This window comes from Methylobacterium sp. P3_A11, assembly GCF_056403155.1.
Window position 1 is genome coordinate 89,413 of the sequence record NZ_JBFUGA010000005.1, and the last position, 24,282, is coordinate 113,694.

The following is a 24,282-nucleotide window of genomic DNA, read 5'->3' on the forward strand; positions in this document are numbered from 1 at the left end:
ATTGATTGCCTGTCTGACAAGCTTTGCTCTACGCACGGCGTGCCGCGCGGGCTCTTCCACGCGGCACGCCATAGAAAAGCACCAGCGCTCGCATTGATGTAGGCGTCGTCCCGGCACGAATCGTACCCTCGTCAATCCGCCCGGTCTCTTGGCCCGGACCTAGAAGATCATCCGCATGGACGCCCGAAATCCGCTGGACCAGGACGAGGCCGTCACCGTGCCCGCGCGCAAGCGCCGGTGGCCTGGGTTCCTGGTCGTCGCCGTCATCCTCGCGGCCGCAGCGGGTCTCGCCTTCGCGTTCCCCGACCGGGTTCGCGAGACGGCCTCGAACCTCGTCGGCGCGCTGACCGGGCTGTTCGCGGCAGGCAATCCCGACCCGGGCATCGACGCGGAGAAGGCCGGCCCGGTCGAGCGCGTGTTCCGGCCCTCCAAGGAGCAGCGCGCCGCCTTCGAGATCCTGCCGGTCGCCAATTTGGTGTTCCGACCCGAGGGGTCCGCCGAGGGACGGATCGCCCTCAACGAGGACGACAACGTGCCGGTGGTCTCGCCCTATGCGGGCCGGGTGACGAAGGTGCTGGTCCGGGCCGGCGACGACGTAAAGGCCGGCGACGTGCTGCTGACGCTCGAGGCCACCGACATGGTCCAGGCGCAGAACGATTATCAGGCGGCCCTGAACAATCTCCAGAAGCAGCAGGCCCTGCTGAAGCTCGACCAGACCATCGCGCAGCGCCAGCAGGAACTGTTCCAGGCCCATGCCACGGCGCTCAAGGACTACCAGTCGGCGCAGAACGACGTGATCGCCGCCCAGAGTGACCTGAAGACCGCAGAGGCCGCCCTCGACGCGGTGAAGAACCGCCTGCGTCTGCTGGGCAAGACCGACGCCGAGATCGCCGCCTACGAAAAGAAGGGCACCCTGAGTTCGGAGACGCAGATCCGGGCGCCGATCGCCGGCACCATCGTGCAGCGCAAGGTCGGGACGGGGCAGTACCTCTCGGCCTCGAGCGACCCGGTCTTCGTGATCGGCGACCTCTCGACGGTCTGGCTCGTCGCCAACGTCCGCGAGAGCGAGATCCCCAAGATCCGCATCGGCCAGGAGGTCGAGGCGAAGGTGGCGGGCTTCGGCGCGCGGGTGTTCAAGGCCCGGGTGAACTATATGGCCTCCAGCCTCGATCCGGCCACGCGGCGGCTCGCGGTGCGCAGCGAGGTCGACAACCCGGACCGGGTTCTGCGCCCGGAAATGTTCGCCACCTACACGATCATCACCGGCAAGGGCGAGCCGAGCCCGAGCGTGCCGGTGGCGGCGATCGTGTACGAGGGCGACCGCACCCATGTCTGGGTGGCCCGGCCGGACGGAGCCGTGGAGGCCCGCGACATCAAGCTCGGTCTGATCAACGGCGACAACGCCCAGGTCGTCCAGGGCCTGCGCGCGGGCGAGCAGGTCGTCACCCGGGGCGCCCTGTTCATCGACCGGGCGGCCACGGGCGACAAGGCATCCTGAGCGGGGATCCGGTCCGATGAACGCCCTGATCGCCTTCTCCCTGCGCCAGCGCGTGCTGGTAGTGCTGCTGTTCGTCGTGATGCTCGGCATCGGCTACGGCGCCTACACGCAGCTCAACATCGAGGCCTATCCCGATCCGGTCCCGCCCCTCGTCGACGTGATCACCCAGAACCCGGGTCAGTCCGCCGACGAGATCGAGCGCTACATCACCATCCCCCTGGAGGTGGCGCTCGCCGGCATCCCGAACGCCCAGGTGGTCCGGACGATCTCCCTGTTCGGCCTGTCCGACGTGAAGGTCCAGTTCAACTACGAGTACACGTACGAGGAAGCGCTGCAGCGGGTGCTCAACCGCCTGTCGCAGGCGCCGACCCTGCCCAACGGCGCCACGCCGCAGATCTCGCCGACGAGCCCGGTGGGCGAGATCATGCGCTACAAGCTCGTCGGTCCGGCGGGCTACTCGCCCATGGACATGAAGACCCTGCAGGACTGGGTGCTGCAGCGCCGGTTCAAGGCGATCCCCGGCGTCGTCGACGTCACGGCCTTCGGCGGAAAGGCCAAGGAGTACGAGGTTGCGGTCGACCTGAACCGTCTCCAGGCCCAGGGCCTGACCCTGGTCCAGCTGACCACGGCGCTGAACAACGCCTCGATCAACGTCGGCGGCCAGACCCTCAACGTCGGCCAGCAATCGGCAGTGGTGCGCGGCATCGGCCTGATCCGCGACATGGACGACATCAAGGACACGATGATCAGCCTCGTCAACGGCACCCCGGTGCTGGTGCGGGACGTGGCGGAGGTGCGCGTGTCGAACGCGCCGCGGCTCGGCATCGTCGGTCACGACGATCAGCCCGACATCGTGGAGGGCATCGTGCTGATGTCCCGCGGCGGCAAGAGCCTGCCGACCCTGGAGCGGGTCGAGGCCGAGATCGACAAGATCAACAGCTCCACGGTCCTGCCGCCGGACGTGAAGATCGAGCGGATCTACGACCGGTCGGGCCTGATCCACACCACGACGCACACGGTGATGCACAACCTCGTCTTCGGCGTGGTTCTGGTCTTCGTGGTGCAGTGGCTGTTCCTCGGCTCGCTCACCAGCGCGATCATCGTGGCGGCGACGATCCCGTTCGCGCTCGGCTTCGCGATCCTGATCCTGGTGGTGCGCGGCGATTCGGCGAACCTCCTGTCGCTGGGCGCCATCGATTTCGGCCTGATCGTCGACGCCACCGTGATCATGGTCGAGAACGTGTTCCGCCACATCGCCGAGCCCGACCACGTGAAGGGCGAGGCGCCGCCCGCCGGGCTGACGGGCCGGCTCGGCACCATCGCGATCGCCGGCCACGAGGTGAACCGCGCGATCTTCTTCTCGGCAACGATCATCATCGTCGGCTTCCTGCCGCTGTTCACGATGACCGGCGTCGAGGGCCACATCTTCGGCCCGATGGCCAAGACCTACGCGTACGCGCTGCTCGGCGGCCTGCTCGCGACCTTCACGGTCTCGCCCGCCCTCTCCGCGCTGATCCTGCCGAAGAAATTGGAGGAGCGCGACACCCTGATCGTCCGGCTCCTGCGCATCGGCCACGAGCGCATCCTGGCTTTCGGCCTGCGCAACCGGATCCTGTCGCTCGCCGTGATGCTGGCGATCCTGCTCGTCTCGGGACTCGTGGCGCGCAACCTCGGCCTCGAGTTCCTGCCGCGGCTCGAGGAAGGCAACCTCTACGTGCGCGGCACGATGCCGTCCTCGATCTCGCTGGAGGCCGGCAACGCCTACGTCCAGCGCATGCGCAAGATCTTCCAGGAGGTCCCGGAGGTCACCACCGTCCTGTCGCACCAGGGCCGGCCGAACGACGGCACCGACGCCACCGGCTTCTTCAACGTCGAGATCCTGGCGCCGCTCAAGCCCATCGACCAGTGGCGGAAGGGGCTCGACAAGGACACGCTGATCCAGAACCTGAGCAAGCAGCTCGCATCAGAGTTCCCCGGCATCGAGTTCAACTTCTCTCAGTATATCGAGGACAACGTCCAGGAGGCCGCCTCCGGCGTGAAGGGCGAGAACTCGGTCAAGATCTACGGCAACGACCTCGCCCAGCTCACCAAGACCGCCAACGCCGTGAAGGCGGCCTTGGGCTCGGTCCAGGGCATCACCGACCTCTCGGTGTTCGAGTCGCTGGGCCAGCCGACGGTGCGGATCGACGTCGACCGCCACAAGGCCGCGCGCTACGGCCTGTCGATCGGCGACGTGAACACCACGATCCAGGCTGCGATCGGCGGCCAGACCGCGGGCGACCTCTACGAGTACGGCTCGGATCGCCACTTCCCCATGCGGGTGCGGCTCGCCAAGGAGTACCGCTCGTCGCTGGCGGGCATCCGCAACATCGCGGTCGGCGCCCAGAATCCGAATGGCGGCGTGATCCAGGTGCCGCTCTCCGAGATCGCCGACGTCGACCTCGTCTCCGGCGCCTCGTTCATCTACCGCGAGGACCAGGAGCGCTACATTCCAGTAAAGTTCTCGGTGCGCGGCCGCGACCTCGGCAGCGCCGTCATCGAGGCGCAGCGGAAGGTTGCCGAGGCGGTGGACCTGCCCCCCGGCTACCGGCTCGAATGGGTCGGGCAGTTCACCAACCTGAAGGAGGCGGCGGCCCGGCTCAGCCTCGTCGTGCCGCTCACGCTGCTGCTGATCGCGCTGCTCCTGTTCATCAACTTCTCCTCGGTGGCCGACATGCTGCTGACCCTGTCGGTGATCCCGATGGCGATGATCGGCGGCATCTTCGCCCTGGCGCTGACCGGCACGCCCTTCTCGATCTCGGCGGCGATCGGCTTCATCGCGCTGTTCGGCATCTCGACCATGGAGGGCGTGATCCTGCTCGCCTACTACAACCAGCTCCTCGAGGAGGGCTGGCGGCGCCAGGAGGCGGTTTGGCAGGCCGCCGTGGTGCGGATGCGCCCGGTGATGATGACCTGCGTCGCCGCCTGCGTCGGCCTTCTGCCGGCCGCCGTCTCCACCGGGATCGGCTCGCAGGTGCAGAAGCCGCTGGCTCTCGTGGTGGTCGGCGGCATCATCCTGGCGCCGAACCTGATCCTGGTGGTTGTCCCGGTGCTGATCTCCCTGTTCTCCCGGCGCCAGCCGAACCCGGACGCACGGGCGCGCACCGAGCATCGGGCCGCCGCGTGATCCGGTTCATGGGACGCTTCCGGCGCGTTGCAGGGCCGCCACAACGCCCGCTCCGCGCGCACAACCGCGGGACAGCTGGATTGACTTGGTTGCGCGCCGACCCGCTCTACCAGGGTCAGGTTTTCGAGGGCGGTATGGTGAGCTTTGCGCCGAACCGGTGCGGACGGGCAGCCGCTGTGCTGGCGGCCTCGCTGTCCCTGTCGGCCTGCGCGGTCGGCCCTAACTACGTGCCGCCCGAGGATCCGCCGGTCGGCCGCTACACCCGGGAGCCGCTGCAGAACCCCTCGGCGGCCGACAAGATCCGCACCCGGCAGGGCGGCTCGGCCGATCAGAGCCTCGTCTCCGGCGCCGACATTCCCGGCCAATGGTGGACCCTGTTCCACTCGAAGGCGCTGAACCGCCTCGTCGAGCAGGCGTTGGCCAACAATCCGAACCTTGAGGCCGCCCAGGCCTCGCTGCGGGTGGCGCAGCAGAACGTGCTCGCCCAGAAGGGCACGCTCTACCCGAGCCTGACCGCGACCCCGCAGATCCAGGGCGCCCTGGCGCCGGGGCTCGACCTGCAATCGCCCCTCAACAACCAGAACCAGTTCCTCTACAGCCTGTCCACGCCGCAGGCGGTGGTTTCCTACAATCCGGACGTGTTCGGCGGAAACCGCCGGCAGATCGAAACCCTGGAGGCCACCACCGAGAACCAGCGCTTTCAGCTGGAGGCAGCCTATCTCAGCCTCACGGCCAACGTCGTCGCCGCCGCGATCCAGGAGGCTTCGCTCCGGGCGCAGATCGACGCGACCCGCAAGGTGATCCAGGCGCAGACCGAGGTCCTGCAGCTCTACAACAAGCAGCTCTCCCTCGGGCAGATCGCCGGGGCCGACGTGGTGCAGCAGCAAGCGGCCCTGGCGCTGTCGCAGCAGCTGCTGCCCCCCCTGGAGAAGCAGCTCGCCCAGCAGCGCAACCTTCTGACCGCGCTGGCAGGGCGCCTGCCGTCGGACGAGATCCCCGAGACCTTCGACCTCTCCGCGCTCCGGCTGCCGACCAGGCTGCCGGTGAGCCTGCCTTCGCGGCTCGTGCAGCAGCGCCCCGACGTGAAGGCGGCGGAGGCCCTGGTTCAGCAGGCGAGCGCCGGTGTCGGCGTCGCGGTGGCCAACCGGCTGCCGCAGTTCAGCCTGACCGCGACCGGTGGATCCAGCGCCACGCGGATCGCCCAGGTCGCCAATCCGGGGGCGGCGTTCTTTACGATCATCGGGCAGGCGACGGCCCCGATCTTCGATGCCGGCACCCTGTTCCGGCGCCAGCGCGCCGCTGAGGAATCGCTGACGCAGGCCCAGGCGCAGTACAAGGCGACCGTGATCACCGCCTTCCAGAACGTCGCCGACGCGCTGCGCGCGCTCCAGGCCGACGCGAAGGCCGTGGCCGCGGCCGACGCGGCGGTCAGCGCCACGAACCAGAGCCTTGCGCTGATCCGCAAGCAGTACACGGCCGGGGCGATCACCTCCTCGCAGGTCCTGATCGCCCAGCAGGGCTATCTCTCCGCGCTGGTGACCTCGGCGGCGGCGCGCGCCACCCAGTACGCCGACACGGCGGCGCTGTTCGTGGCGCTGGGCGGCGGCTGGTGGAACCGCGCCGACGTGGCGCCGCCCCCGCCCGAGAAGGACCCGCTGAAGTTCCTGTGACGGCTTCGCGCCGCCTCAGGTGTACATCGCGATGGCGTCCTGAAGCATCTGGTCGGTGGTGCTCATGACCTTGGTGTTGGCCGTGTAGGCCTGCTGTGTCTCGATCATCTTCGAGAACTGGTCCGAGATCCCGGCATTCGACTGCTCCACGGAGCCGGCCGCGATGGTCGCGCCGTTGAGGCCGTAGCTCGGCGTGCCCGATTTGCCCGTGGCCACGTAGGTGCCGCCGTCGAGGGAGGCGAGGTTGTCCTGCATGCCGAACTGCGCCAGCGTCAGCGAGCCCAGCGCCACGGAACTGCCGTCCGCGGCCGTGCCCGTGAGCGTGCCGGCCGGCGAGACCGTGAGGCCCGACAGGGTGTTGGTGCCGGTCGGGACCTGGACGGGGGCACTCGCCGAGGGGCCGGCGAACAGGTAGTAGCCCGCGCCATTGGTGAGATAGCCGTTCGCGTCCGGAGCGAAGTCGCCGCGCCGGGTGTAGCCGGTCTCACCAGTGAAGCTCGGGCTCTGGGGCGTCCCGCTATTCTCCCGGACGATGAAGTAGCCGTTGCCCGAGATGGCGAGGTTGGTCGACACGCCGGTCGACTGCACCGTGCCCTGGATGTTGAGGCTGTTGCGCGTGCTCGACAGCACACCGCCGGCCGGCTGGGTGCCGCCCTCGGTCTGGGCCAGCATGTCGGCGAAGCTCGTCTCGGTGGACTTGAAGCCCGCCGTCTGGGTGTTGGCGATGTTCCCCGAGATGTTGTTCAGGGCCAGCGACTGCGCCGAGGCGCCGGATATCGAGTTCGAGAGCGCGGTGAAAAGGCTCATCGGGGTCTCCGTCCGCGGGACCGGCACGAGAGGCGATCCCACGGAGAGGCATAAGCGCCCGATATGGTTAACCGGCGGTGTGTAGCCGCATGTTGCTGATCGCGCCGTCGGGTCGATGGCAAGAGGTCGGCCGAACGGGCCTTCGGCGGCGTCACGCGCCGATCGCACTCAGGACGATCTCCCGCCGGTGCGGCCGGTCGCGGTGCTCGATCAGATAGATCCCCTGCCACGTGCCGAGCGCGAGGCGGCCTTCGACCAGCGGGACGGTGAGCGCCGAATCGGTGACCAGGGTGCGGATATGGGCCGGCATGTCGTCCGGTCCCTCGACGCCATGGACGTAACCGGCATGCCGCGGCGCGAACCCGTCCAGCGCGGTCATCAGATCGGTCTGGACGTCGGGGTCGGCATTTTCCTGGATGGTGAGCGACGCCGAGGTGTGCCGGCAGAACACCGTGACGAGGCCGTCCCGGATTCCGCTGCCGCGGACGAAATCCGCCACCGCCGCGGTGAAATCCGTAAATCCCTGTCCCGGCGTCGCAATGGTCAGGCGCCCGCTCGCGTGGCGCGCCACCGCGCCGGAGGCGAGCGCCTCGACCGGACCGATCCTGCCCTGTCTCATGCGGTCGTCTCCATCGGCGTCGTCCCCGGGGCGATCTCGCGCTCGCCCCGGGCGAGGATGCGTTCCAGCACGTCGATCCGGTCGGCCTCCGACGGCGGCTTGTCCCAGCGGATGCGGCTGACCCTGGGGAAACGCATCGCCACCCCCGATTTGTGCCGGGTCGAGCGCTGCACGCCCTCGAAGGCGATCTCCAGCACGAGGCCGGCCTCGCGGCCGTGGGCGACCTCGCGCACCGGGCCGAAGCGCTTGGTGGTGTTGTTGCGGACGTAGCGGTCGAGCTTGGCGAGCTCGGCATCGGTGAAGCCGTGATAGGCCTTGCCCACCGGCACCAGCTCGTCCCCGCCCTCGGGGGCCTCCCGCCAGACCCCGAACGTGTAGTCCGAGTAGAAGGACGAGCGCTTCCCGTGCCCGCGCTGGGCGTACATCATCACGGCATCGACGATGTGCGGCTCGCGCTTCCACTTCCACCACGGCCCCTTGGGCCTGCCCGGGAGGTAGGGGCTGTTCAGGCGCTTGAGCATCACGCCCTCGATGGCGTCCGCATCCGCGCCGGCGCCCACCGACGCCGGATCCGCCCGGGCGGCCGCCAGCGCCTCCCAGTCGGCGAAGGGCACCAGCGGAGAGATGTCGATCCGCGCGTGGTCGAGGCGCGTGACCAGGGCCTCCAGCTTCTGCCGCCGGGCTGCGAAAGGCTCTACGCGCAGGTCGTCGCCCTCCAGCGTGAGGAGGTCGTAGGCCCGCACGTGGGCCGGAAACTCCTCCAGGAGCTTCCCCGTCACGGCCTTCCGGTTCAGGCGCTGCTGGAGCACGTTGAAGCTCTGCACGCGTCGCTCTCGGAGGATCAGCAGTTCGCCGTCCAGCGACCCGGTGAAGGTGATGGCCTCGGCGAGATCCGGGAACGCCCCGGTGATGTCCTCGCCGGTGCGGGAATAGATCTTTCCGACCTGCACCCCCGCCCGGTCGCGGCCGCCGACGAGCTGGACACGGATGCCGTCCCACTTCCACTCGGCCGAGAAGGCGTCGGGCTCCAGCTTCTCGAGATCGGCCTCCTCCTCGATCGGATGCGACAGCATCGGCGGTCGGAACGGGGCGGGGTTGAGGGTCTCGGGGCGCTCGGCCCGGCCCTCGACCCAGGCGAACAGGGTCTCGAAGGGCGGCGTCAGACCGTGCCAGACCTCCTCCACCGCGTCGGCCTCGTGGCCGCCCAGTGCGCCCACCGCAGTCTTGGCGAGCCGCGCCGAGACACCGACCCGCAGGTTGCCGGTAACGAGCTTCAGGAGCGCCCAGCGCCCGGTCTCGTCGAGGGCGTCGAGCCAGTCCGCGAGATGGCGGGGCAGTTCGCGCTTGGGGATGGTCGCCAGCGTCTCGACGACCTCCGCCAGGGTCGGGACATGCGGCGGCGGGTTGTTGTGGCCGGAGCCCGGCTCCCGCGGTGCCTCCATCGGCCCCGGCCAGATCAGCGCCGTGGTCTCGGCGAGGTCGCCGACGTAATTGTGCGACAGCCGGAACAGCACCGGATCGATCCGCTCCTCCACCAGCCCGCGGATCAGCGCCGGCTTGGCCTCGCGAAAGCTCAGCGTGCCGGTCATGGCGCCCAGCGCGTAGCCCCTCTCGGGATCGGGCGTGCGCGCAAAGAAATCCTGGAGCATCCGCAGCTTGGCGTTGCGGCGGGGCTCGTAGGCGAGGCGGTCGAGGAGCTTGGCGAAGTCGTTCACGCCGCCGCCTCCGTCCCGGAACCCGCCTCTGCGGCGCCCGGCTCGGCTTCGCCGTCGTCGCCATAGCCCAGCAGGTGCAGCGGCTTCGCCTTGATGCCCTGCGTCCCGCACCAGTGGACCAGCGCGTCCTCCTGCCCGTGCGTCACCCAGACCTCCTCGGCGCCGGTGTCGCGGATGGTGCGGCACAGGTCCGGCCAGTCGGAATGGTCGGAGATCACCAGCGGCAGCTCGACGCCCTTCTGGCGCGCGCGCGCGCGCACCCGCATCCAGCCCGAGGCGAAGCAGGTCACGGGATCGGGAAATTTCCGCGACCACAGGTCCTGGATCGACGAGGGCGGGCAGATCACGATCGCCCCGTGCAGGTCCTTGCGCTCGGCGGCCACCACCTTCGGCGTGTCGCCGAGGGGCAGGCCCTCGTCCTTGTAGAGGGCGGTCAGCTTCTCCATCGCCCCGTGCAGGTGGATCGGCCGGTCCCAGCCCTCCTCGCGCAGCAGCGCCATCACCCGCTGCGCCTTGCCGAGGGCGTAGGCGCCGACGATGTGCGCCCGCTCCGGGAACAGTGACACCGAGTCGAGGAGCTTGCGGACCTCGCCCCGCGTGTCGGGATGCGTGAAGACTGGAAGCCCGAAGGTCGCTTCGGTGATGAACACGTCGCAGGGCACCACCTCGAAGGGCAGACAGGTCGGATCCGGCGCGCGCTTGTAGTCGCCCGAGACGACCACGCGTACGCCCTCCCGCTCGATGGCGATCTGCGCCGAGCCGAGGACGTGGCCGGCGGGCGCGAAGCGGACGGTGACGTCACCGATGCGGATCGGCTCGCCGAGTTGTGCTTCCTGCCGCTGGCGGCAGAAATCCGCGCCGTAGCGCACCGCCATGATCCGCAGGGTCTCGGGGGTCGCCAGGACGTGGCCGTGGCCCGACCGGGCATGATCGGCATGGCCGTGCGTGATCAGCGCGCGCTCCACCGGCCAGGTCGGATCGACGTGGAATCGGCCGAGAGGGCAGTAGAGACCCTCGCGGGTCAGGGTGAGGAGATCGCTGGCTCGTATCGGCATCGGGTCCGTGCTGCCGGTGGAATCCGCCGGTGGCCCCGGTATATAGGCGCCCCCGATCCGGCAGACGCATGGCCTCGCAGCTCAGTTCCGGCGACCTCCTCGCCGACCGCCGCTACCGATACGCGGAGGCCTGTCTGGCCGAGGGCGACCATGCCGTGGCCGCCGACCTCGCGGAGCAGGCCCTGGAGATCGCCCCGCGCTACGCACCGGCCTGGCTGCTCCTGGGCCGGGCGCGGGAGGGGCTGGCCGCAGCCGGCGCCGATCCGGCGGCCCTGGGTGCCGCGGCGCGCGCCTACGCCCGCGCCCTCGACTGCGACCCCGACGACACGCTGGGCGTGCGCCCCCACCTCGTCCGCCTGGGCGTCAGCGACGGCCTCCCGGCCCTCTCGGCTGCCCATGTCAGGGCTCTGTTCGACGGCTACGCACCGCGCTTCGAGCGTCATCTCGTGGACGGCCTGGGCTATGTCGGCCCGCGGCTCGTCCGCGACGCCCTGCCGCCGGTCCCGCCGAGCTTCACGGTCGCCCTCGACCTCGGATGCGGCACCGGCCTGATGGGCGCCGCCCTGCGGGACCGGATCGACCATCTCGTCGGGATCGATCTGTCGCCCGGGATGCTGGCGCTGGCGCGGGCCAAATCCTGGCAGGGCCGCCCGCTCTACGACCGCCTGATCGCGGGCGATCTCACGCACGTCCTGTCCGAGATCCCTGCAGGCTCCGCCGATCTCTGCCTCGCCGCCGACGTCCTGATCTACGTGGCGGATCTCGGTCCCCTTCTGGGGGAGATCGGCCGGGTCCTGCGGCCCGGCGGACTCGCCGCCGTCACGGTACAGTCCCACGACGGCGTCGGGTCGATCCTCGGTGAGGACGGACGCTACGCCCACGCGGACGGGTACATCGCCGCGACCGCCGCGCGCTCCGGACTGGACGTCCTGACCCTGCAACCCGCGTCAGTCCGGCGCGAGGCCGGCCGGCCTGTGCCGGGCCGCGTCGTTGTGTTGCGCCGCACAGCGGCATGAAACCGCTGGGCTGTTCGTCCATTGTCAGTCGGCCGCGACAGGCGTGGCCGCTCGATCGGGGGATCAGCATGGCGGATTACGGCAACAGGACGGGCGGCGGGGCGTCGGAGCGGAAGCCCGAACCGCCTGCCGACAAGTCGTTCCCGGCCGATCCCCGAACCCGAATCCCCTTCGCGATCGCACTGGCCGCACTCGCGGGCTGCGCCGATTCCATCGGGTTCCTGGAATTCTCGCAGCTGTTCATGTCGTTCATGTCCGGCAACACCACGCGCTTCGGCGTCGCGGTGTCCAATGGCGACTGGGAGAATGTCACCCGGGTTGCCAGCACCATCAGCATCTTCTGCTTCGGCGCCTTCCTGGGCACGCTGATCGCCGCCTGGGTCGGCCGCTGGCGCCTCGCCGTCCTGCTGACGCTCCAGGCGCTGCTGCTCGCGGGCGGCCTGCTGATGCCCTGGGGCACCTTCGCCTATCCGCTGCACGCCTACCCGATCGTCCTGGCCCTGGGGCTCCAGAACGCGACACTGCAGGACGACGGCGGCCGCTCCCTCGCTCTGACCTACGTCACCGGTGCGGTCGTCCGTTTCGGCACCGGCTGCGCCAACCTTCTGCTCGGCACGGTCGCCCCGTCGTTCTGGATCCAGGCGCCCCTCTGGGCCGGGCTCACCACCGGCGCGGTAGTGGGCGGTCTGCTGGACATCCGCTACGGCGAATCGGCCTTCCTGTTTCCCGCGGCGCTGGCCGCCATCCTGGCCCTGATCGCGATCGTGCTGACGATCGCCAAGCCCGGCAGCACCCTCGTGGCGGGCTCCTCGCCGGCCCCGGATGCCAGCCCGAAGGCCGCGATCATCGACGCGATCCACTGAGCGACCGCTTCGACCGCCCGGGTCAGCCGTCGGAATCCCGGATGCTGCCGCGGCCCTGCTTGATCGTGGCGCGGTTCTTCTTGGCGCCGATGCGCCGCTCCTGCGAACCCCGCGTGGGCTTCGTCGGGCGGCGGATCGGCGGGGGCGGCTTGGCGGCCTCGGCAACGAGGTCGACGAGGCGCTGGAGGACGTCGGCGCGATTGCGCTCCTGGGTCCGGTGCCGCTGCCCGCTGAGCACCAGGACGCCGTCCTTGGTCATCCGCCGCCCGGCGAGCCGCACCAGATTCGCCTTGACCCGGTCATCCACGGACGCCGACGCGAGCACGGCCCAGCGGAGCTGAACCGCCGTCTCGACCTTGTTGACGTTCTGGCCGCCCGCGCCCGAGGCGCGCATGAAGGACAGGTCGATCTCGGCCTCGTCGATGGCGATGCGCGGCGTCACCCGCAGGGACATGGCGGCCTCCCGACCCCGGTGGTGTGCACAGGGCGTGTCCGCCCATCCGGCACGAGGCCGGCGGTCAGGCGGATGCAGATCGGGGTCCCCATGGCCATATCCCGGTTCCTGTCTCCGCGCCTGGCGCGGGCCGCCGACCCGCCAAGTCCCCACAAGCGCGATCGGGCGACCCGGTGGCGAGCAACGCGCTTGCGTACGCCGCCGCCCACGGTGCTGCCTGCGCGCAGGGCCGGCGACGCCTCCCGAACCCTCTTCCGGACCAAGACCCGGACCGCCTCCCCGCCGACGCGGCGTTCGCGGTTCAGGCGGCCTCGGCGGGTGTGCGCGCGCGCAGGGCGAGGGCGTGAAGTCCCCGCTTGAACGCGTCATCGAGCAACGCGTTCACCAGCCGGTGCCGCTCCACGCGGCTCTTGCCCTCGAACGCCGCCGCGACGATGTCGAGCCGGTAATGGGTCTCGCCGCCCGGCCGTGCCCCGGCATGTCCGGCATGCAGATGCGACTCGTCGATCACGTCGAGGCGCGCCGGCGCGAGCTGCTCCCGCAATCGCGCTTCCATCCAATCCCGGAGCGTGCCGTTCCCGTTTGCACCGTCAGCCATCGCGTCGCATCCCTGCCATCCGTCAAGCCCGATCTCGCGCATGCGTCATCAGGCCCAGTGCCCTTGTGTCTCAGGTCCGCCCCCTCATAATCGGCCCGTCATGGATCTCAACTCGCGCCTGTTCGACAGCATCCGGATCAAACCATCCTGCGACGAGCCGAAGGCCTCGGCTGCGGCCGAGGCGGTCTGCGAGAGCCCGGGCTGCACCCAGCCGGGCCTGCATCGGGCGCCGAAGGGCCGGAAGGCGGAAGGTCAGTACTGGCGCTTCTGCATCGACCATGTCCGCGCCTACAACGCCACCTACAATTACTTCGACGGCATGAACGATGCCGCCGTGCAGGCCTACCAGAAGGACGCGATCATCGGGCACCGGCCGACCTGGGCGATGGGCGTGAACCGGGCGGGCGAGGCCAAGCCGGCCGACGAGCCGCCGCGGGACTGGGCCTATGTCGACCCGCTGGGCATCCTGCGCGGCGAGGGCGTGGGCGACGCGCGCCGGCGTGCCCGCCAGCCGGAGCCGCAGAAGCCTCGACACTCGGCCGCGGTGCGCCGCGCCCTCGACGTCATGGGGCTGGAGGACGGCGCGGACACGGCCGCCATCAAGGCGCAGTACAAGGCGCTGGTGAAGCGCTTCCACCCCGACGCCAATGGGGGCGACCGCTCGTTCGAGGAGCGGCTGCGCGACATCATCCGCGCCCACGACGTGCTGCGCGGGGCCGGCCTCTGCTGAACGGCACGAAGGATGCAGGCCGGACTGGTATCAGGATAGGGGAAACCGCGCGGCGACACCCTATATGGAGGCTGTGCCTGTCGGTGGCGCCCCGGCGCCCGGCCGTTTAAGGATGGCGCCGCCCCGCCGCGGAGGCCCGGCTCGACGTTCTTCCGCGCGGATGCTTCACTCTTGGAAGTGGAGCGCCCGCGCCTCACGAGGTTCCGAATGCTCTCTGACGATACGCCCGCCGCGCTGCCCGACCGCACCGTTTCCGTCCGCGAGGTCTTCGGCATCGATCTCGACCTTCAGGTCCCGGCCTATGCCGAACCCGAGGAACACGTTCCCGATCTCGATCCGGACTACATCTTCGACCGGGAGACGACGTTGGCCATCCTGGCCGGCTTCGCCCGCAACCGCCGCGTGATGGTCACCGGCTATCACGGCACCGGCAAGTCGACCCATATCGAGCAGGTCGCCGCCCGGCTGAACTGGCCGTGCATCCGCATCAACCTCGACAGCCACGTCTCCCGCATCGACCTGGTCGGCAAGGACGCCATCGTCCTGCGGGACGGCAAGCAGGTGACGGCCTTCCAGGACGGCATCCTGCCCTGGGCGCTGCAGAACAACGTGGCCCTCGTCTTCGACGAATACGATGCCGGCCGGCCGGACGTGATGTTCGTGATCCAGCGGGTGCTGGAGCTGTCGGGCCGCCTGACGCTGCTGGACCAGAAGCGCGTGATCCGCCCGCACCCGGCCTTCCGGCTGTTCGCCACCGCCAACACGGTGGGGCTGGGCGACACGTCGGGCCTCTATCACGGCACCCAGCAGATCAACCAGGGCCAGATGGATCGCTGGTCGATCGTCACGACCCTGAACTACCTGCCGCACGACCGCGAGGTCGACATCGTGCTGTCCAAGGCGATCCATTACCGGGGCGACCAGGGCCGCGACATCGTCAACCGGATGGTGCGCGTGGCGGATCTCACCCGCAACGCCTTCATGAACGGCGACCTCTCCACCGTCATGAGCCCGCGCACGGTGATCACCTGGGCCGAGAACGCCGACATCTTCAAGGATATCGGGTTCGCCTTCCGGGTGACCTTCCTCAACAAGTGCGACGAGCTGGAGCGGACGCTGGTGGCCGAATTCTACCAGCGCGCCTTCGGCAAGGAACTGCCCGAGAGCGCGGTGAACGTCGCGCTGAGCTGACCCGCATGGAGGACGCGATGGCGCATCCGACCCCGACGCGCGAGGACGCTCAGGCGCCTGCGCACGCACGGGTGCGGACGCGCTATGCGGACGATCTCTACACCTGGGTCCAGGAGCAGGTGGCGCTGCTCCGCGCCGGCCGGGTGGACGCCCTCGACCTCGACAATATCGCCGAGGAGCTGAGCGACGTGGGCCTGAGCGAGTCTTACCGGCTCCAGAGCGCAGTCGAGATCATCCTTCTGCACATGCTGAAATGGGATCATCAACCGGCGCGGCGGAGCCGCAGCTGGGCTCTCAGCATCGCCGAGCATCGGGAGCGCGCCCTCATACAGATGCGGAAGAGTCCGGGCTTGAAGGCGAGCCTCGACGAGATCCGGCACGACGCGTTCCGTCTCAGCCGCCTCGGAGCGGCCCGGCAGATGAAGCCGTCGCCCAAAACCCTGCCCGCGGACTGTCCCTACAGCTGGGACGAGATCCTGAACCGCCCCTTCGCGTTCGAGGACGACCGGTAGCGCTGATGTCCATCTCCAACCGCAAGCCCGGCGAGCGCCGCGAACCCGTGGCCGAGCCCCTCAAGCGCTCCGTGGCCGGGTGCCTGCGCGCCATCGCCCGGCGTTCCGAGGTCGAGGTCACCTACGCGACCGACCGGCCGGCGCTCACCGGCGACAAGGCTCGCCTGCCCGAGCCCCCACGCAAGCTGTCGGCGCAGGACGTCGCGGTGCTGCGCGGCAACGCCGACGCCATGGCGCTGCGCCTCGGCTGCCACGACGTCGCCGTCCACCGCCGCCTCGCCCCCGAGAACGCCCCCGCCCGCGCGGTCTACGACGCAGTCGAGCAGGCCCGGGTCGAGGCGATCGGCTCCCGCCGGATGGCGGGCGTCGCCAGCAACATCACGGCGATGCTGGAGGACCGCTACCACCGCGGCGGCAAGTACGAGACCATCACCGACCGGGCCGACGCCCCGATGGAGGACGCCGTCGCCCTGATGGTGCGTGAGCGCCTGACCGGTCAGAAGCCGCCCGAGGCCGCCACCAAGATCGTCGAGCTGTGGCGCGAGCATATCGAGGCCAAGGCCGGCAAGAACCTCGACGGGCTGATCGGCTCGATCGAGGACCAGCGCAAGTTCGCCCGCTCGGTGCGCGAGCTGCTCACGTCGCTGGACATGTCGGACGAGACGCCGTTCGACGCCGAGGACGACGAGAACGACGACGAGAACGACGCCCAGGACGACGAGCAGAACCCGAGCGAAGGCGATTCGGAGGAGAAGAGCCAGGGCGAGCGCGCCGAGATCGAGACCTCCGAGGAGGCCTCCGACGAGATCGAGGAGGGCGCACAGGAATCCGCCGACGCGCCGTCGGGCGAATTGCCGGAAGAGGCCGAGGATGCGGAATCCGAGGAGGCTTCGGAAGCGTCGCGCCCGCCGCAGAAGCAGGGCAACGAAGCGCGCGGGCCGGAGTACAAGGTCTTCAACGGCCGGTTCGACGAGGTGATCCACGCCGAGGAATTGTGCGACGCCGAGGAGCTGTCGCGCCTTCGCTCCTACCTCGACAAGCAGCTCTCCCATCTGCAGGGCGTGGTCGGCCGCCTCGCCAACCGGCTGCAGCGGCGCCTACTCGCCCAGCAGAATCGCGCCTGGGATTTCGACCTGGAAGAGGGCCAGCTCGATCCGGCCCGGTTGGTCCGCGTGGTCATCGACCCCTACCAGCCCCTCTCCTTCAAGCAGGAGAAGGACACGAACTTCCGCGACACGGTCGTCACGCTGCTCCTCGACAATTCGGGCTCGATGCGCGGCCGGCCGATCACCGTGGCGGCGACCTGCGCCGACATCCTGGCGCGGACGCTGGAGCGCTGCGGCGTGAAGGTGGAGATCCTGGGCTTCACCACCCGGGCCTGGAAGGGGGGCCAGAGCCGCGAGGCGTGGCTCGCCGCCGGCAAGCCGCCGAATCCGGGTCGCCTGAACGACCTGCGCCACATCGTCTACAAGTCGGCGGACGCCCCCTGGCGGCGGGCGCGGAAGAATCTCGGGCTGATGATGCGCGAGGGACTGCTCAAGGAGAACATCGACGGCGAGGCGCTGGACTGGGCGCACAAGCGCCTGCTCGGGCGGCCGGAGCAGCGCAAGATCCTGATGGTGATCTCGGACGGCGCCCCGGTGGACGATTCGACCCTGTCGGTGAATGCCGGCAACTACCTGGAGCGGCACCTGCGCTGGATGATCGAGGAGATCGAGACCCGCTCGCCGGTGGAACTCCTCGCCATCGGGATCGGCCACGACGTGACGCGGTATTACCGCCGCGCCGTGACGATCATCGACGCCGAGGAACTCGGCGGGGCGATGACCGAGAAGCTGGCCGAACTGTTCGAGGAGAACGGCGACGCGGCCCCGACGGGCCGGATGCTGCGCGGGGCGAGCGGGCGGCGGTAATCAGGTCCCGCTCTGCCGCGCGCAATAGACGATCCGTGTTCGCAGCTTGGACGTCGAAGCCCCCTCCGTCATCACGAGCGCAGCGAAGTGACCCAGGGCAGCGCGGGGCTTGTCAGCGTGGCGCCGCCTGGATTGCTTCGCTCCGCTCGCAAAGACGACGCAGGGACATCAGCCGGAAATTGACGGCAGCCTGCGGCCGAGCTTTGGATTGCCTGGACTGGCATGTCTGCCGCATACGCGCGTAAAACCGCCGCGGCCTTCATGGCCACGGCGGTTGAAACCATCCGGTCAAGAACGGTGAAGCGCGAAGACTCAGGCCGCGACGGCCGGGGTCTCGGCGAGCTTCTTGTGGATCTCGCGCTTCAGGAGGCGGGCGGTCTGAGACAGGTCGCCCTCGCCGGCCTTGATCAGGAAGGCGTCGAGGCCGCCGCGGTGCTCCACCGAGCGCAGGGCGTGCGCGGTGACCCGCAGGCGGACGCGCTTGCCCAGCGCGTCGGACTGCAGGGTGACGTTGCACAGGTTCGGCAGGAACCGGCACTTGGTCTTGTGGTTCGAGTGGCTCACGAGGTGGCCGACCTGAACGGCCTTGCCGGTGAGTTCGCAGCGGCGCGCCATGATGACTTACGATCCCGTCTCGTTCCGCTCAAGGAGGACCTGGTCGCGACCGGCGCGATCATCGTCGCATCGGGCAACGCCCAGTGCGTGTTCCAGGTCCGGCGGAGTCCTGTTGAAGGCGCGAGCCTATAGGCGACGGAGGCGTGCCCCGTCAAGGTGCCGGCCGACGGACGCGCCGCCCGGCCGCCCAACGGTCTGTTAACCACGATGCCGGGATATAGCCTTCTTTCACCCGCAGGAAGGTGCCTCTCCCTGCTTCGGGCGTCGAGGGGATGCCGCCGAGCGGGTGTGTTCGAGAGGGCGCGTTCGAGAGGGTATCTTGGACCGCCTGTCCTGGGATGCGATCCGGATCATGAGCGCCACGCCCGTCCGTCGGATGATCAAGCCTGTGACGAAGCCCGGGATCGGGCGCCTCGCCGGCAGCCTCCTCGCCGTCGCCGCTCTCGCGGGACCGGCCGATGCCGGCACGCGCCGGCCGCGTTCGAAGTCGGCGGCGGCGGCGCCCGCGACTGTCGCGGTCGATTACGGCATCAACCTCGCGGGCCTGCCGATCGGCACCGCGCGCCTGGCCGGGGCCTTCGAGCGCGACCGCTACGTGATGGACGTGTCGGCGGTGCTCACCGGGCTCGTCGGCGCGATCACCGGCGGCAAGGGCTCGGCCCGGGCCTCCGGAACCTTCGCGGCGGCGCCGCAGCCGGGTGCTTTCTCCATCGCGACGCACACCGCGAGTTCCGGGATCGCCGTGCGCATGGCGCTGGCGCGTGGGAACGTGGTGCAGGCCGAGATCACCCCGCCCCTCGTCGACATGCAGGACCGCGTGCCGGTCACGGCCGCCAACAAGCGCGGCATCATCGATCCGGTCAGCGCCCTGCTGATGCCCACCCAGGGGCGCGGCGAGCCGCTGGACCCGGAGAACTGCAACCGGACCCTTCCGGTCTTCGACGGCGCGACCCGCTTCAACGTGGTACTGAGCTACGCCGAAACCCGCCCGGTGCAGAAGCCGGGCTATGCCGGCCCGGTCCTCGTCTGCACGGCCCGCTACCAGGCGGTGGCCGGCCACCGCCCGGACCGGCCGGGGGTGAAGTTCATGGAGGAGAACCGCGAGATGTCGGTCTGGCTCGCACCCGTCGAGGGGACGCGTGTCCTGATCCCGCTCCGCATCTCGGTGCTCACCACGATCGGCACCAACATCATCGAGGCGACGCGCTGGACCCAGGGCAGCACGGTGGGGACGGCGGGAGCCGGTTCCGCGAACGTCGCGCAGGCAAGCCTGCCCGAGCAATAGAGGCCTTTGACCGGAAGCCTTTTTCCCGGCACTCCCGCCCGGCGCGGCAGCCGCGCCAGGGAGGTCAGCCAGTGCCGAAGGGCTACATCATCGTCCGGATGACGGTCACCGACCCGGACACATACAAGGCGTACGCCGCCATGGCCTCCGAGGCCATGCGCAAGTACGGCTGCACGCCCCTCGTGCGCGGCGGGCGCAGCGAGGCGCTGGAAGGCGAGGCCCGGCCGCGCAACGTCGTCCTGGAGTTCGAGTCCTACGAGGCGGCGCGGGCCTATTATTTCTCGCCAGAGTATCAGGCGGCGATCGAGAAGCGCCGGCCGGCGGGCATCGGCGAGGTGGTCCTGGTCGAGGGGGTGGACTGAGTCACCCGCGTCGGCTGGTCAGGCCGCCAGCGGGGCCTGACCGTAATGCGTTGCGTAAGCGTTCTCCACCGCCGGTATGATCTCGACGATCGAGAACCAGCGGTCCCAGAACGCCGTCTCGCGCAGGGCCTCGACGACGAGTTCGTAGGCGTGGTGGTCGGCGGCCTCCCAGACCCAGAGGTCGGTCAGCCGGGCGGTGTAGAACTCGGCGTCGTAGAAGCGGAGCCGCACGGCGTCGGCGTGACGGCGCAGGATCGGCTCGAAAGCCTCGCGCAACCGCGCGAAGCGATCGTCGATCGGCATGGCGAGCCAGTCAGGGGATGTCTTCACCAGCATGAAGACGGTGAGCTTGGTGTCGAAGGTCGTGTCGGACATGGGGTTCTACGCTCCATGGGTCTGTCGGAACGCCGCCATGGTGCCGCTGGCCGGGGCGGCGGTGAACTCGCATTCATGACGGCGTCGCGGGCGCGCCGGCCGGTGCTCAAGCCCCGGAAAAGTCCGGGGCAATCGCGCTCCGCCGAGACGGTTCGGACCATCCTGGAGGGCGCGGCTCGCGTTCTGGAGGAGCGCGGCCTCGACGGGTACACGACCAACGCCGTCGCCGAGCGGGCGGGCGTATCGATCGGCTCGGTCTACCAGTACTTCCCCAGCAAGGAGGCCCTGACCGCGGCCCTGGTGGCGCGGGAGACCCGCCTGCTGATCGAGGCCGTGCGGGCCGCGCAGGGCGCACCGACCTCGGAGGACGGGCTTTCCCGGATCGTCCGGGCCTGCGTCGCCCACCAGTTGGCGCGGCCGCGTCTCGCGCTGTTGCTCGACCGCGAGGAGAGTCGGCTCCAGCTCGCCGACATCCTGGGCGACGTCGCCCGGGACCTGACGGCCACGCTGCGGGTGCTGCCGACGCGCCTCCGCGCCGATCCGCCGACGGACCCCGAGACGGCCGCGGGCGACCTCTTCGCGCTCGTGCGGGGCATGGTCGATGCCGCGGGCGAGCGCGGCGAGCGGGATGGCGATGCCCTGGCGAACCGCGTCCTGCAGGCGGTGTTCGGCTATCTCGGTCTGCCGCGGTCCCGGACGTGAACCCTCATGGGTTTTCAAGAATCTTCATGGTCCGGGCGATAATGCGCCGATGCGCCAGTTTCTTCTCCGAATCGCCCTTGCCTCGGTTGCGCTCCCGGGAGCGGCCGCCGCGCAGCCGCTGACCGCCGGCACGGCAGGGTCGAGCTGCGGCGGCGACGCCTTCTCGTCGGCCGAGGTCGTCGAGCACCGCGCACCGCGCCGCGGCCCCCTCGTGGCGATTCCCGATACGCTCTGCGCCGATGTCGCACCCCAGCCGGGGACGCCCACGACGCAGATCGACATCTATCCGCAGATCGTGCCGCAGGTTGGACCTGGCGGCGGCGGCATCCCATATGAAGGCGGACCGCTTCGGCCCTATCGTCCCTGACGCGACCGGCCGACCCAGCCTCCTCCCGCCCGCGCCGCGACGGCGCCGCGACGGCCTTCCCGTCCGAAGGAACCGCCGACCATCGACGCGCTGCTCCGCCCCACGCCCAGCCGCTCGCTGCCCCGTGACGTCCGCGCCCGCGGCGTCACGGCGGTCCTCGGGCCAACAAACACCGGCAAGACGCATCTCGCGATCGAACGGATGCTCGCGCACCCGACCGGGATGATCGGGCTGCCCCTGCGGCTCCTCGCCCGGGAGGTCTACCTGCGCGTCGTCGCCAAGGTCGGCCCCGAGAAGGTCGCGCTGGTCACGGGCGAGGAGAAGATCAAGCCGGACCGGCCGCGCTACTGGATCTGCACCATCGAGGCGATGCCCCGCGACCTCGACGTGGCCTTCGTGGCCATCGACGAGATCCAACTCGCCGCCGACATGGACCGCGGCCACGTCTTCACCGATCGGCTGCTCTACGTCCGCGGCCGGGAAGAGACCCTGCTGATCGGCTCCGCGACCGTGCTGCCACTGGTCCAGAGCCTGATCCCGAACGTCCACACCACGACCCGGCCGCGGCTCTCGCAGCTGACCTTCGCGGGGGAGAAGCGGCTGTCACGCCTGCCGCGGCGCACCGCGATCGTCGCGTTCTCGGCCGAGGAGGTCTACGCGATCGCCGAGCTGATCCGCCGCCAGCGGGGCGGGGCCGCGGTAGTGCTGGGCGCCCTGTCGCCGCGGACCCGCAACGCCCAGGTCGAGATGTACCAAGCCGGCGACGTGGACTACCTCGTCGCCACCGACGCGGTCGGGATGGGCCTCAACCTCGACGTCGATCACGTCGCCTTCGCGGCGAACTGGAAGTACGACGGCACCCGCTTCCGCAAGCTCACCCCCGCCGAGATGGGCCAGATCGCCGGCCGCGCCGGGCGCCATCTCGCCGACGGCACCTTCGGTTCCACCGGGCGCTGCCCGCCCTTCGAGGCGGAACTGGTGGAGCGGCTGGAGAGCCACGATTTCGACCCGCTGCGCATCCTGCAGTGGCGCAACCCGGATCTCAGCTTCGGCAGCCTGGAGGGCCTTCAGGCGAGCCTCGACGAGCACCCGCGCGAATCGGGCCTGACCCGCGCCCCCATGGGCGAGGACCAGCAGGCCCTCGAGATCCTCATGAAGGAGGACGACATCCGCGACATGGCACGGAGCGCCGCCACGGTGCGGCGGCTCTGGGACGTCTGCGGGGTGCCGGACTACCGCAAGGTCCATCCGCAGGTGCACGCCGACCTGGTGGCGCAGCTCTACCGCTTCCTCATGAAGGGCATGGCCGGGCGGATCCCCGACACGTGGTTCGCCGAGCAGGTTGCGATGATCGACCGGACCGACGGCAACATCGATACCCTGTCCCGCCGGATCGCCCAGGGACGCACCTGGACGTTCGTGGCGAACCGTCCCGATTGGTTGCGCGACCCGGAACATTGGCAGGGCGAGACTCGTCGGGTAGAGGACAGGCTGTCCGACGCCCTGCACGAACGCCTCGCGAGCCGCTTCGTCGATCGGCGCACAAGCGTCCTGATGCGGCGCCTGAGAGAGAACACGATGCTCGAAGCCCAGATCACCGCCGACGGTGACGTCACCGTCGAGGGTCAGCATGTCGGCCACCTTCACGGATTCCTGTTCGTTCCCGATGCCAGCGCCGAAGGGCACGAGGCCAAGACCCTGAGGAGCGCTGCCGAGAAGGCGCTCGCCGGGGAGATCGAGGCCCGGGCCGAACGATTCGCGGCCACCGCCGATTCGACCCTCGTGCTCGCGCACGACGGCACGATCCGCTGGACCGGTGCACCCGTCGCCAAGCTCACCCCCGGCGAGAAGCTGTTCGCCCCGCAGATCCGGCTGCTGGCCGACGACAGCTTGACCGGCGCCCACCGCGAGAAGGTCGAGGCGCGTCTCGATGCATGGCTGAAGGCCTACATCGTCCGCCTCCTCGGCCCGCTCATGGAGATCGAGACCGCGGCCGACCTCACCGGTCTCGCCAAGGGCATCGGCTACCAGGTGGTCGAGGCGCTCGGCGTGCTGGAGCGCTCGAAGGTGGCGCACGAGATGCGCAGCCTCGATCAGGACGGCCGCGGCGCCCTGCGCCGCCACGGCGTCCGCTTCGGCGCCTACCACATCTTCCTGCCGGCCCTGCTGAAGCCGGCGCCCCGGACGCTCGCGGCCCAGCTCTGGGCTCTGCGCAACGGCGGCCTCGACCAGCGCGGCCTGGACGAGATCGCGCATCTCGCCGGCTCCGGCCGGACCTCGATCAAGGTCGATCGCGAGATCGCCAAGGGCCTCTACCGCGCGGCCGGTTTCCGGGTCAGCGGCGAACGCGCCGTGCGCGTCGACATCCTCGAGCGGCTCGCGGACCTGATCCGCCCCGCGATCGCCTATCGACCCGGCACGACCCCCGGGGCGGCACCGGACGGGACCGCCGACGGCGACGGGTTCGTCGCCACCGTCGGGATGACCTCGCTGGTCGGCTGCTCGGGCGAGGATTTCGCCTCGATCCTGAAGTCGCTGGGCTACAATTCGGAGACGCGCCCCGGCCCGGCCATCACGGTGCCCCTCGTCCCGGCGGCCTCCACGGCGCCGGCCACGGCGTCGGCCGAGGCCGCCTCCGACGAGGCAATCGCCGCGCAGGCGGACGCCGCCGAGCCGGTCGGCGATGAGGCCCCGGCGGCGGACCTTGCCGAGGGCGGCGCGGTCTCCGGCGACGCGGACACCGCTCCCGTCGATGGACCGGAGGCAGGC

General features: G+C 69.9%; 22 protein-coding genes. 14 read left to right on the forward strand and 8 right to left on the reverse strand.

Going from position 1 to position 24,282, the window contains the following annotated elements:
* The first annotated feature begins 175 nt into the window (after positions 1-175).
* The 3 genes from AC1DXK_RS03085 to AC1DXK_RS03095 all read left to right on the forward strand — a co-directional run bounded on the left by AC1DXK_RS03085 (position 176) and on the right by AC1DXK_RS03095 (position 6,334).
* Entirely contained in the window at positions 176-1,498 is a 1,323-nt protein-coding gene (locus tag AC1DXK_RS03085) for an efflux RND transporter periplasmic adaptor subunit (RefSeq protein ID WP_457104192.1), read from the forward strand.
* A gap of 16 nt (positions 1,499-1,514) precedes the next feature.
* Positions 1,515-4,664, forward strand: coding sequence for an efflux RND transporter permease subunit (locus AC1DXK_RS03090; protein WP_457104193.1), 3,150 nt, complete (start codon positions 1,515-1,517; stop codon positions 4,662-4,664).
* Positions 4,665-4,798: 134 nt separating this feature from the next.
* The gene (locus AC1DXK_RS03095) at positions 4,799-6,334 is read left to right on the forward strand and encodes an efflux transporter outer membrane subunit (RefSeq protein WP_457104241.1); all 1,536 of its coding nucleotides are present in this window, start codon (positions 4,799-4,801) and stop codon (positions 6,332-6,334) included.
* Positions 6,335-6,349: 15 nt separating this feature from the next.
* On the opposite strand, the gene AC1DXK_RS03100 is transcribed toward AC1DXK_RS03095, so the two are convergent.
* The 4 genes from AC1DXK_RS03100 to AC1DXK_RS03115 all read right to left on the reverse strand — a co-directional run bounded on the left by AC1DXK_RS03100 (position 6,350) and on the right by AC1DXK_RS03115 (position 10,530).
* Complete coding sequence (locus tag AC1DXK_RS03100; protein ID WP_457104194.1) at positions 6,350-7,141, reverse strand: flagellar hook basal-body protein; 792 nt, start codon at positions 7,139-7,141, stop codon at positions 6,350-6,352.
* 151 nt (positions 7,142-7,292) lie between these two features.
* Positions 7,293-7,760, reverse strand: coding sequence for a secondary thiamine-phosphate synthase enzyme YjbQ (locus AC1DXK_RS03105; RefSeq protein WP_457104195.1), 468 nt, complete (start codon positions 7,758-7,760; stop codon positions 7,293-7,295).
* Entirely contained in the window at positions 7,757-9,475 is a 1,719-nt protein-coding gene (locus AC1DXK_RS03110) for a cisplatin damage response ATP-dependent DNA ligase (protein ID WP_457104196.1), read from the reverse strand. Before AC1DXK_RS03110 ends, AC1DXK_RS03105 begins: the two co-directional genes overlap by 4 nt.
* Positions 9,472-10,530 (reverse strand): ligase-associated DNA damage response exonuclease, encoded by a 1,059-nt coding sequence (locus AC1DXK_RS03115; RefSeq protein ID WP_457104197.1) that lies wholly within the window; start codon positions 10,528-10,530, stop codon positions 9,472-9,474. Before AC1DXK_RS03115 ends, AC1DXK_RS03110 begins: the two co-directional genes overlap by 4 nt.
* Positions 10,531-10,598: 68 nt before the next feature.
* Here AC1DXK_RS03115 and AC1DXK_RS03120 point away from each other — a divergent pair, with 68 nt between their 5' ends.
* Together AC1DXK_RS03120 and AC1DXK_RS03125 are read left to right on the forward strand one after the other, a co-directional pair.
* Positions 10,599-11,546 (forward strand): class I SAM-dependent DNA methyltransferase, encoded by a 948-nt coding sequence (locus AC1DXK_RS03120; RefSeq protein WP_477296784.1) that lies wholly within the window; start codon positions 10,599-10,601, stop codon positions 11,544-11,546.
* Between the two features lie 68 nt (positions 11,547-11,614).
* Positions 11,615-12,409: a YoaK family protein gene (locus AC1DXK_RS03125; protein WP_457104199.1), complete on the forward strand. Its 795-nt coding sequence runs from the start codon at positions 11,615-11,617 to the stop codon at positions 12,407-12,409.
* Positions 12,410-12,431: 22 nt separating this feature from the next.
* Here the strand turns inward: AC1DXK_RS03125 and arfB are convergent, their stop codons facing one another.
* Positions 12,432-12,863, reverse strand: a complete 432-nt coding sequence (gene arfB, locus AC1DXK_RS03130; RefSeq protein WP_457104200.1) for an alternative ribosome rescue aminoacyl-tRNA hydrolase ArfB — start codon at positions 12,861-12,863, stop codon at positions 12,432-12,434.
* A gap of 301 nt (positions 12,864-13,164) precedes the next feature.
* Positions 13,165-13,461: a BolA family protein gene (locus AC1DXK_RS03135; RefSeq protein ID WP_457104201.1), complete on the reverse strand. Its 297-nt coding sequence runs from the start codon at positions 13,459-13,461 to the stop codon at positions 13,165-13,167.
* 100 nt (positions 13,462-13,561) lie between these two features.
* On the opposite strand from AC1DXK_RS03135, the gene AC1DXK_RS03140 reads away from it, so the two are divergent.
* The 4 genes from AC1DXK_RS03140 to cobT all read left to right on the forward strand — a co-directional run bounded on the left by AC1DXK_RS03140 (position 13,562) and on the right by cobT (position 17,807).
* The gene (locus AC1DXK_RS03140) at positions 13,562-14,191 is read left to right on the forward strand and encodes a J domain-containing protein (RefSeq protein ID WP_457104202.1); all 630 of its coding nucleotides are present in this window, start codon (positions 13,562-13,564) and stop codon (positions 14,189-14,191) included.
* A gap of 207 nt (positions 14,192-14,398) precedes the next feature.
* Complete coding sequence (cobS, locus tag AC1DXK_RS03145; RefSeq protein ID WP_457104203.1) at positions 14,399-15,382, forward strand: cobaltochelatase subunit CobS; 984 nt, start codon at positions 14,399-14,401, stop codon at positions 15,380-15,382.
* Positions 15,383-15,399: 17 nt separating this feature from the next.
* Positions 15,400-15,894, forward strand: coding sequence for a DUF29 domain-containing protein (locus tag AC1DXK_RS03150; RefSeq protein ID WP_457104204.1), 495 nt, complete (start codon positions 15,400-15,402; stop codon positions 15,892-15,894).
* A gap of 5 nt (positions 15,895-15,899) precedes the next feature.
* Positions 15,900-17,807: a cobaltochelatase subunit CobT gene (gene cobT, locus AC1DXK_RS03155; protein ID WP_457104205.1), complete on the forward strand. Its 1,908-nt coding sequence runs from the start codon at positions 15,900-15,902 to the stop codon at positions 17,805-17,807.
* Between the two features lie 312 nt (positions 17,808-18,119).
* Here the strand turns inward: cobT and rpmB are convergent, their stop codons facing one another.
* The gene (gene rpmB / locus AC1DXK_RS03160) at positions 18,120-18,422 is read right to left on the reverse strand and encodes a 50S ribosomal protein L28 (protein WP_058190906.1); all 303 of its coding nucleotides are present in this window, start codon (positions 18,420-18,422) and stop codon (positions 18,120-18,122) included.
* Between the two features lie 376 nt (positions 18,423-18,798).
* Here rpmB and AC1DXK_RS03165 point away from each other — a divergent pair, with 376 nt between their 5' ends.
* Both AC1DXK_RS03165 and AC1DXK_RS03170 read left to right on the forward strand, forming a co-directional pair.
* Entirely contained in the window at positions 18,799-19,707 is a 909-nt protein-coding gene (locus AC1DXK_RS03165) for a DUF3108 domain-containing protein (protein WP_457104242.1), read from the forward strand.
* A 71-nt stretch (positions 19,708-19,778) separates the two neighbouring features.
* Entirely contained in the window at positions 19,779-20,069 is a 291-nt protein-coding gene (locus AC1DXK_RS03170; RefSeq protein WP_457104206.1) for a DUF1330 domain-containing protein, read from the forward strand.
* 18 nt (positions 20,070-20,087) lie between these two features.
* Here the strand turns inward: AC1DXK_RS03170 and AC1DXK_RS03175 are convergent, their stop codons facing one another.
* A complete protein-coding gene (locus tag AC1DXK_RS03175) occupies positions 20,088-20,444 on the reverse strand; it encodes a darcynin family protein (RefSeq protein WP_457104207.1) in 357 nt (118 codons plus the stop codon).
* Between the two features lie 75 nt (positions 20,445-20,519).
* On the opposite strand from AC1DXK_RS03175, the gene AC1DXK_RS03180 reads away from it, so the two are divergent.
* The 3 genes from AC1DXK_RS03180 to AC1DXK_RS03190 form a co-directional block, all read left to right on the forward strand.
* Positions 20,520-21,146: a TetR/AcrR family transcriptional regulator gene (locus AC1DXK_RS03180; RefSeq protein ID WP_457104208.1), complete on the forward strand. Its 627-nt coding sequence runs from the start codon at positions 20,520-20,522 to the stop codon at positions 21,144-21,146.
* A gap of 49 nt (positions 21,147-21,195) precedes the next feature.
* Positions 21,196-21,513: a hypothetical protein gene (locus AC1DXK_RS03185; RefSeq protein ID WP_457104209.1), complete on the forward strand. Its 318-nt coding sequence runs from the start codon at positions 21,196-21,198 to the stop codon at positions 21,511-21,513.
* Between the two features lie 90 nt (positions 21,514-21,603).
* A partial coding sequence (locus tag AC1DXK_RS03190; protein WP_477296792.1) for a helicase-related protein occupies positions 21,604-24,282 on the forward strand: 2,679 nt, incomplete at its 3' end.

Coding starts and splice junctions, on each gene's coding strand:
- AC1DXK_RS03180 (WP_457104208.1), top strand. CDS start 20,520: ATGACGGCGTCGCGGGCGCGCCGGCCGGTGCTCAAGCCCCGGAAAAGT.
- AC1DXK_RS03085 (WP_457104192.1), top strand. CDS start 176: ATGGACGCCCGAAATCCGCTGGACCAGGACGAGGCCGTCACCGTGCCC.
- arfB (WP_457104200.1), bottom strand. CDS start 12,863: ATGTCCCTGCGGGTGACGCCGCGCATCGCCATCGACGAGGCCGAGATC.
- cobS (WP_457104203.1), top strand. CDS start 14,399: ATGCTCTCTGACGATACGCCCGCCGCGCTGCCCGACCGCACCGTTTCC.
- AC1DXK_RS03095 (WP_457104241.1), top strand. CDS start 4,799: ATGGTGAGCTTTGCGCCGAACCGGTGCGGACGGGCAGCCGCTGTGCTG.
- AC1DXK_RS03120 (WP_477296784.1), top strand. CDS start 10,599: ATGGCCTCGCAGCTCAGTTCCGGCGACCTCCTCGCCGACCGCCGCTAC.
- rpmB (WP_058190906.1), bottom strand. CDS start 18,422: ATGGCGCGCCGCTGCGAACTCACCGGCAAGGCCGTTCAGGTCGGCCAC.
- AC1DXK_RS03150 (WP_457104204.1), top strand. CDS start 15,400: ATGGCGCATCCGACCCCGACGCGCGAGGACGCTCAGGCGCCTGCGCAC.
- AC1DXK_RS03185 (WP_457104209.1), top strand. CDS start 21,196: ATGCGCCAGTTTCTTCTCCGAATCGCCCTTGCCTCGGTTGCGCTCCCG.
- AC1DXK_RS03135 (WP_457104201.1), bottom strand. CDS start 13,461: ATGGCTGACGGTGCAAACGGGAACGGCACGCTCCGGGATTGGATGGAA.
- AC1DXK_RS03115 (WP_457104197.1), bottom strand. CDS start 10,530: ATGCCGATACGAGCCAGCGATCTCCTCACCCTGACCCGCGAGGGTCTC.
- AC1DXK_RS03165 (WP_457104242.1), top strand. CDS start 18,799: ATGATCAAGCCTGTGACGAAGCCCGGGATCGGGCGCCTCGCCGGCAGC.
- AC1DXK_RS03125 (WP_457104199.1), top strand. CDS start 11,615: ATGGCGGATTACGGCAACAGGACGGGCGGCGGGGCGTCGGAGCGGAAG.
- cobT (WP_457104205.1), top strand. CDS start 15,900: ATGTCCATCTCCAACCGCAAGCCCGGCGAGCGCCGCGAACCCGTGGCC.
- AC1DXK_RS03175 (WP_457104207.1), bottom strand. CDS start 20,444: ATGTCCGACACGACCTTCGACACCAAGCTCACCGTCTTCATGCTGGTG.
- AC1DXK_RS03140 (WP_457104202.1), top strand. CDS start 13,562: ATGGATCTCAACTCGCGCCTGTTCGACAGCATCCGGATCAAACCATCC.
- AC1DXK_RS03090 (WP_457104193.1), top strand. CDS start 1,515: ATGAACGCCCTGATCGCCTTCTCCCTGCGCCAGCGCGTGCTGGTAGTG.
- AC1DXK_RS03105 (WP_457104195.1), bottom strand. CDS start 7,760: ATGAGACAGGGCAGGATCGGTCCGGTCGAGGCGCTCGCCTCCGGCGCG.
- AC1DXK_RS03100 (WP_457104194.1), bottom strand. CDS start 7,141: ATGAGCCTTTTCACCGCGCTCTCGAACTCGATATCCGGCGCCTCGGCG.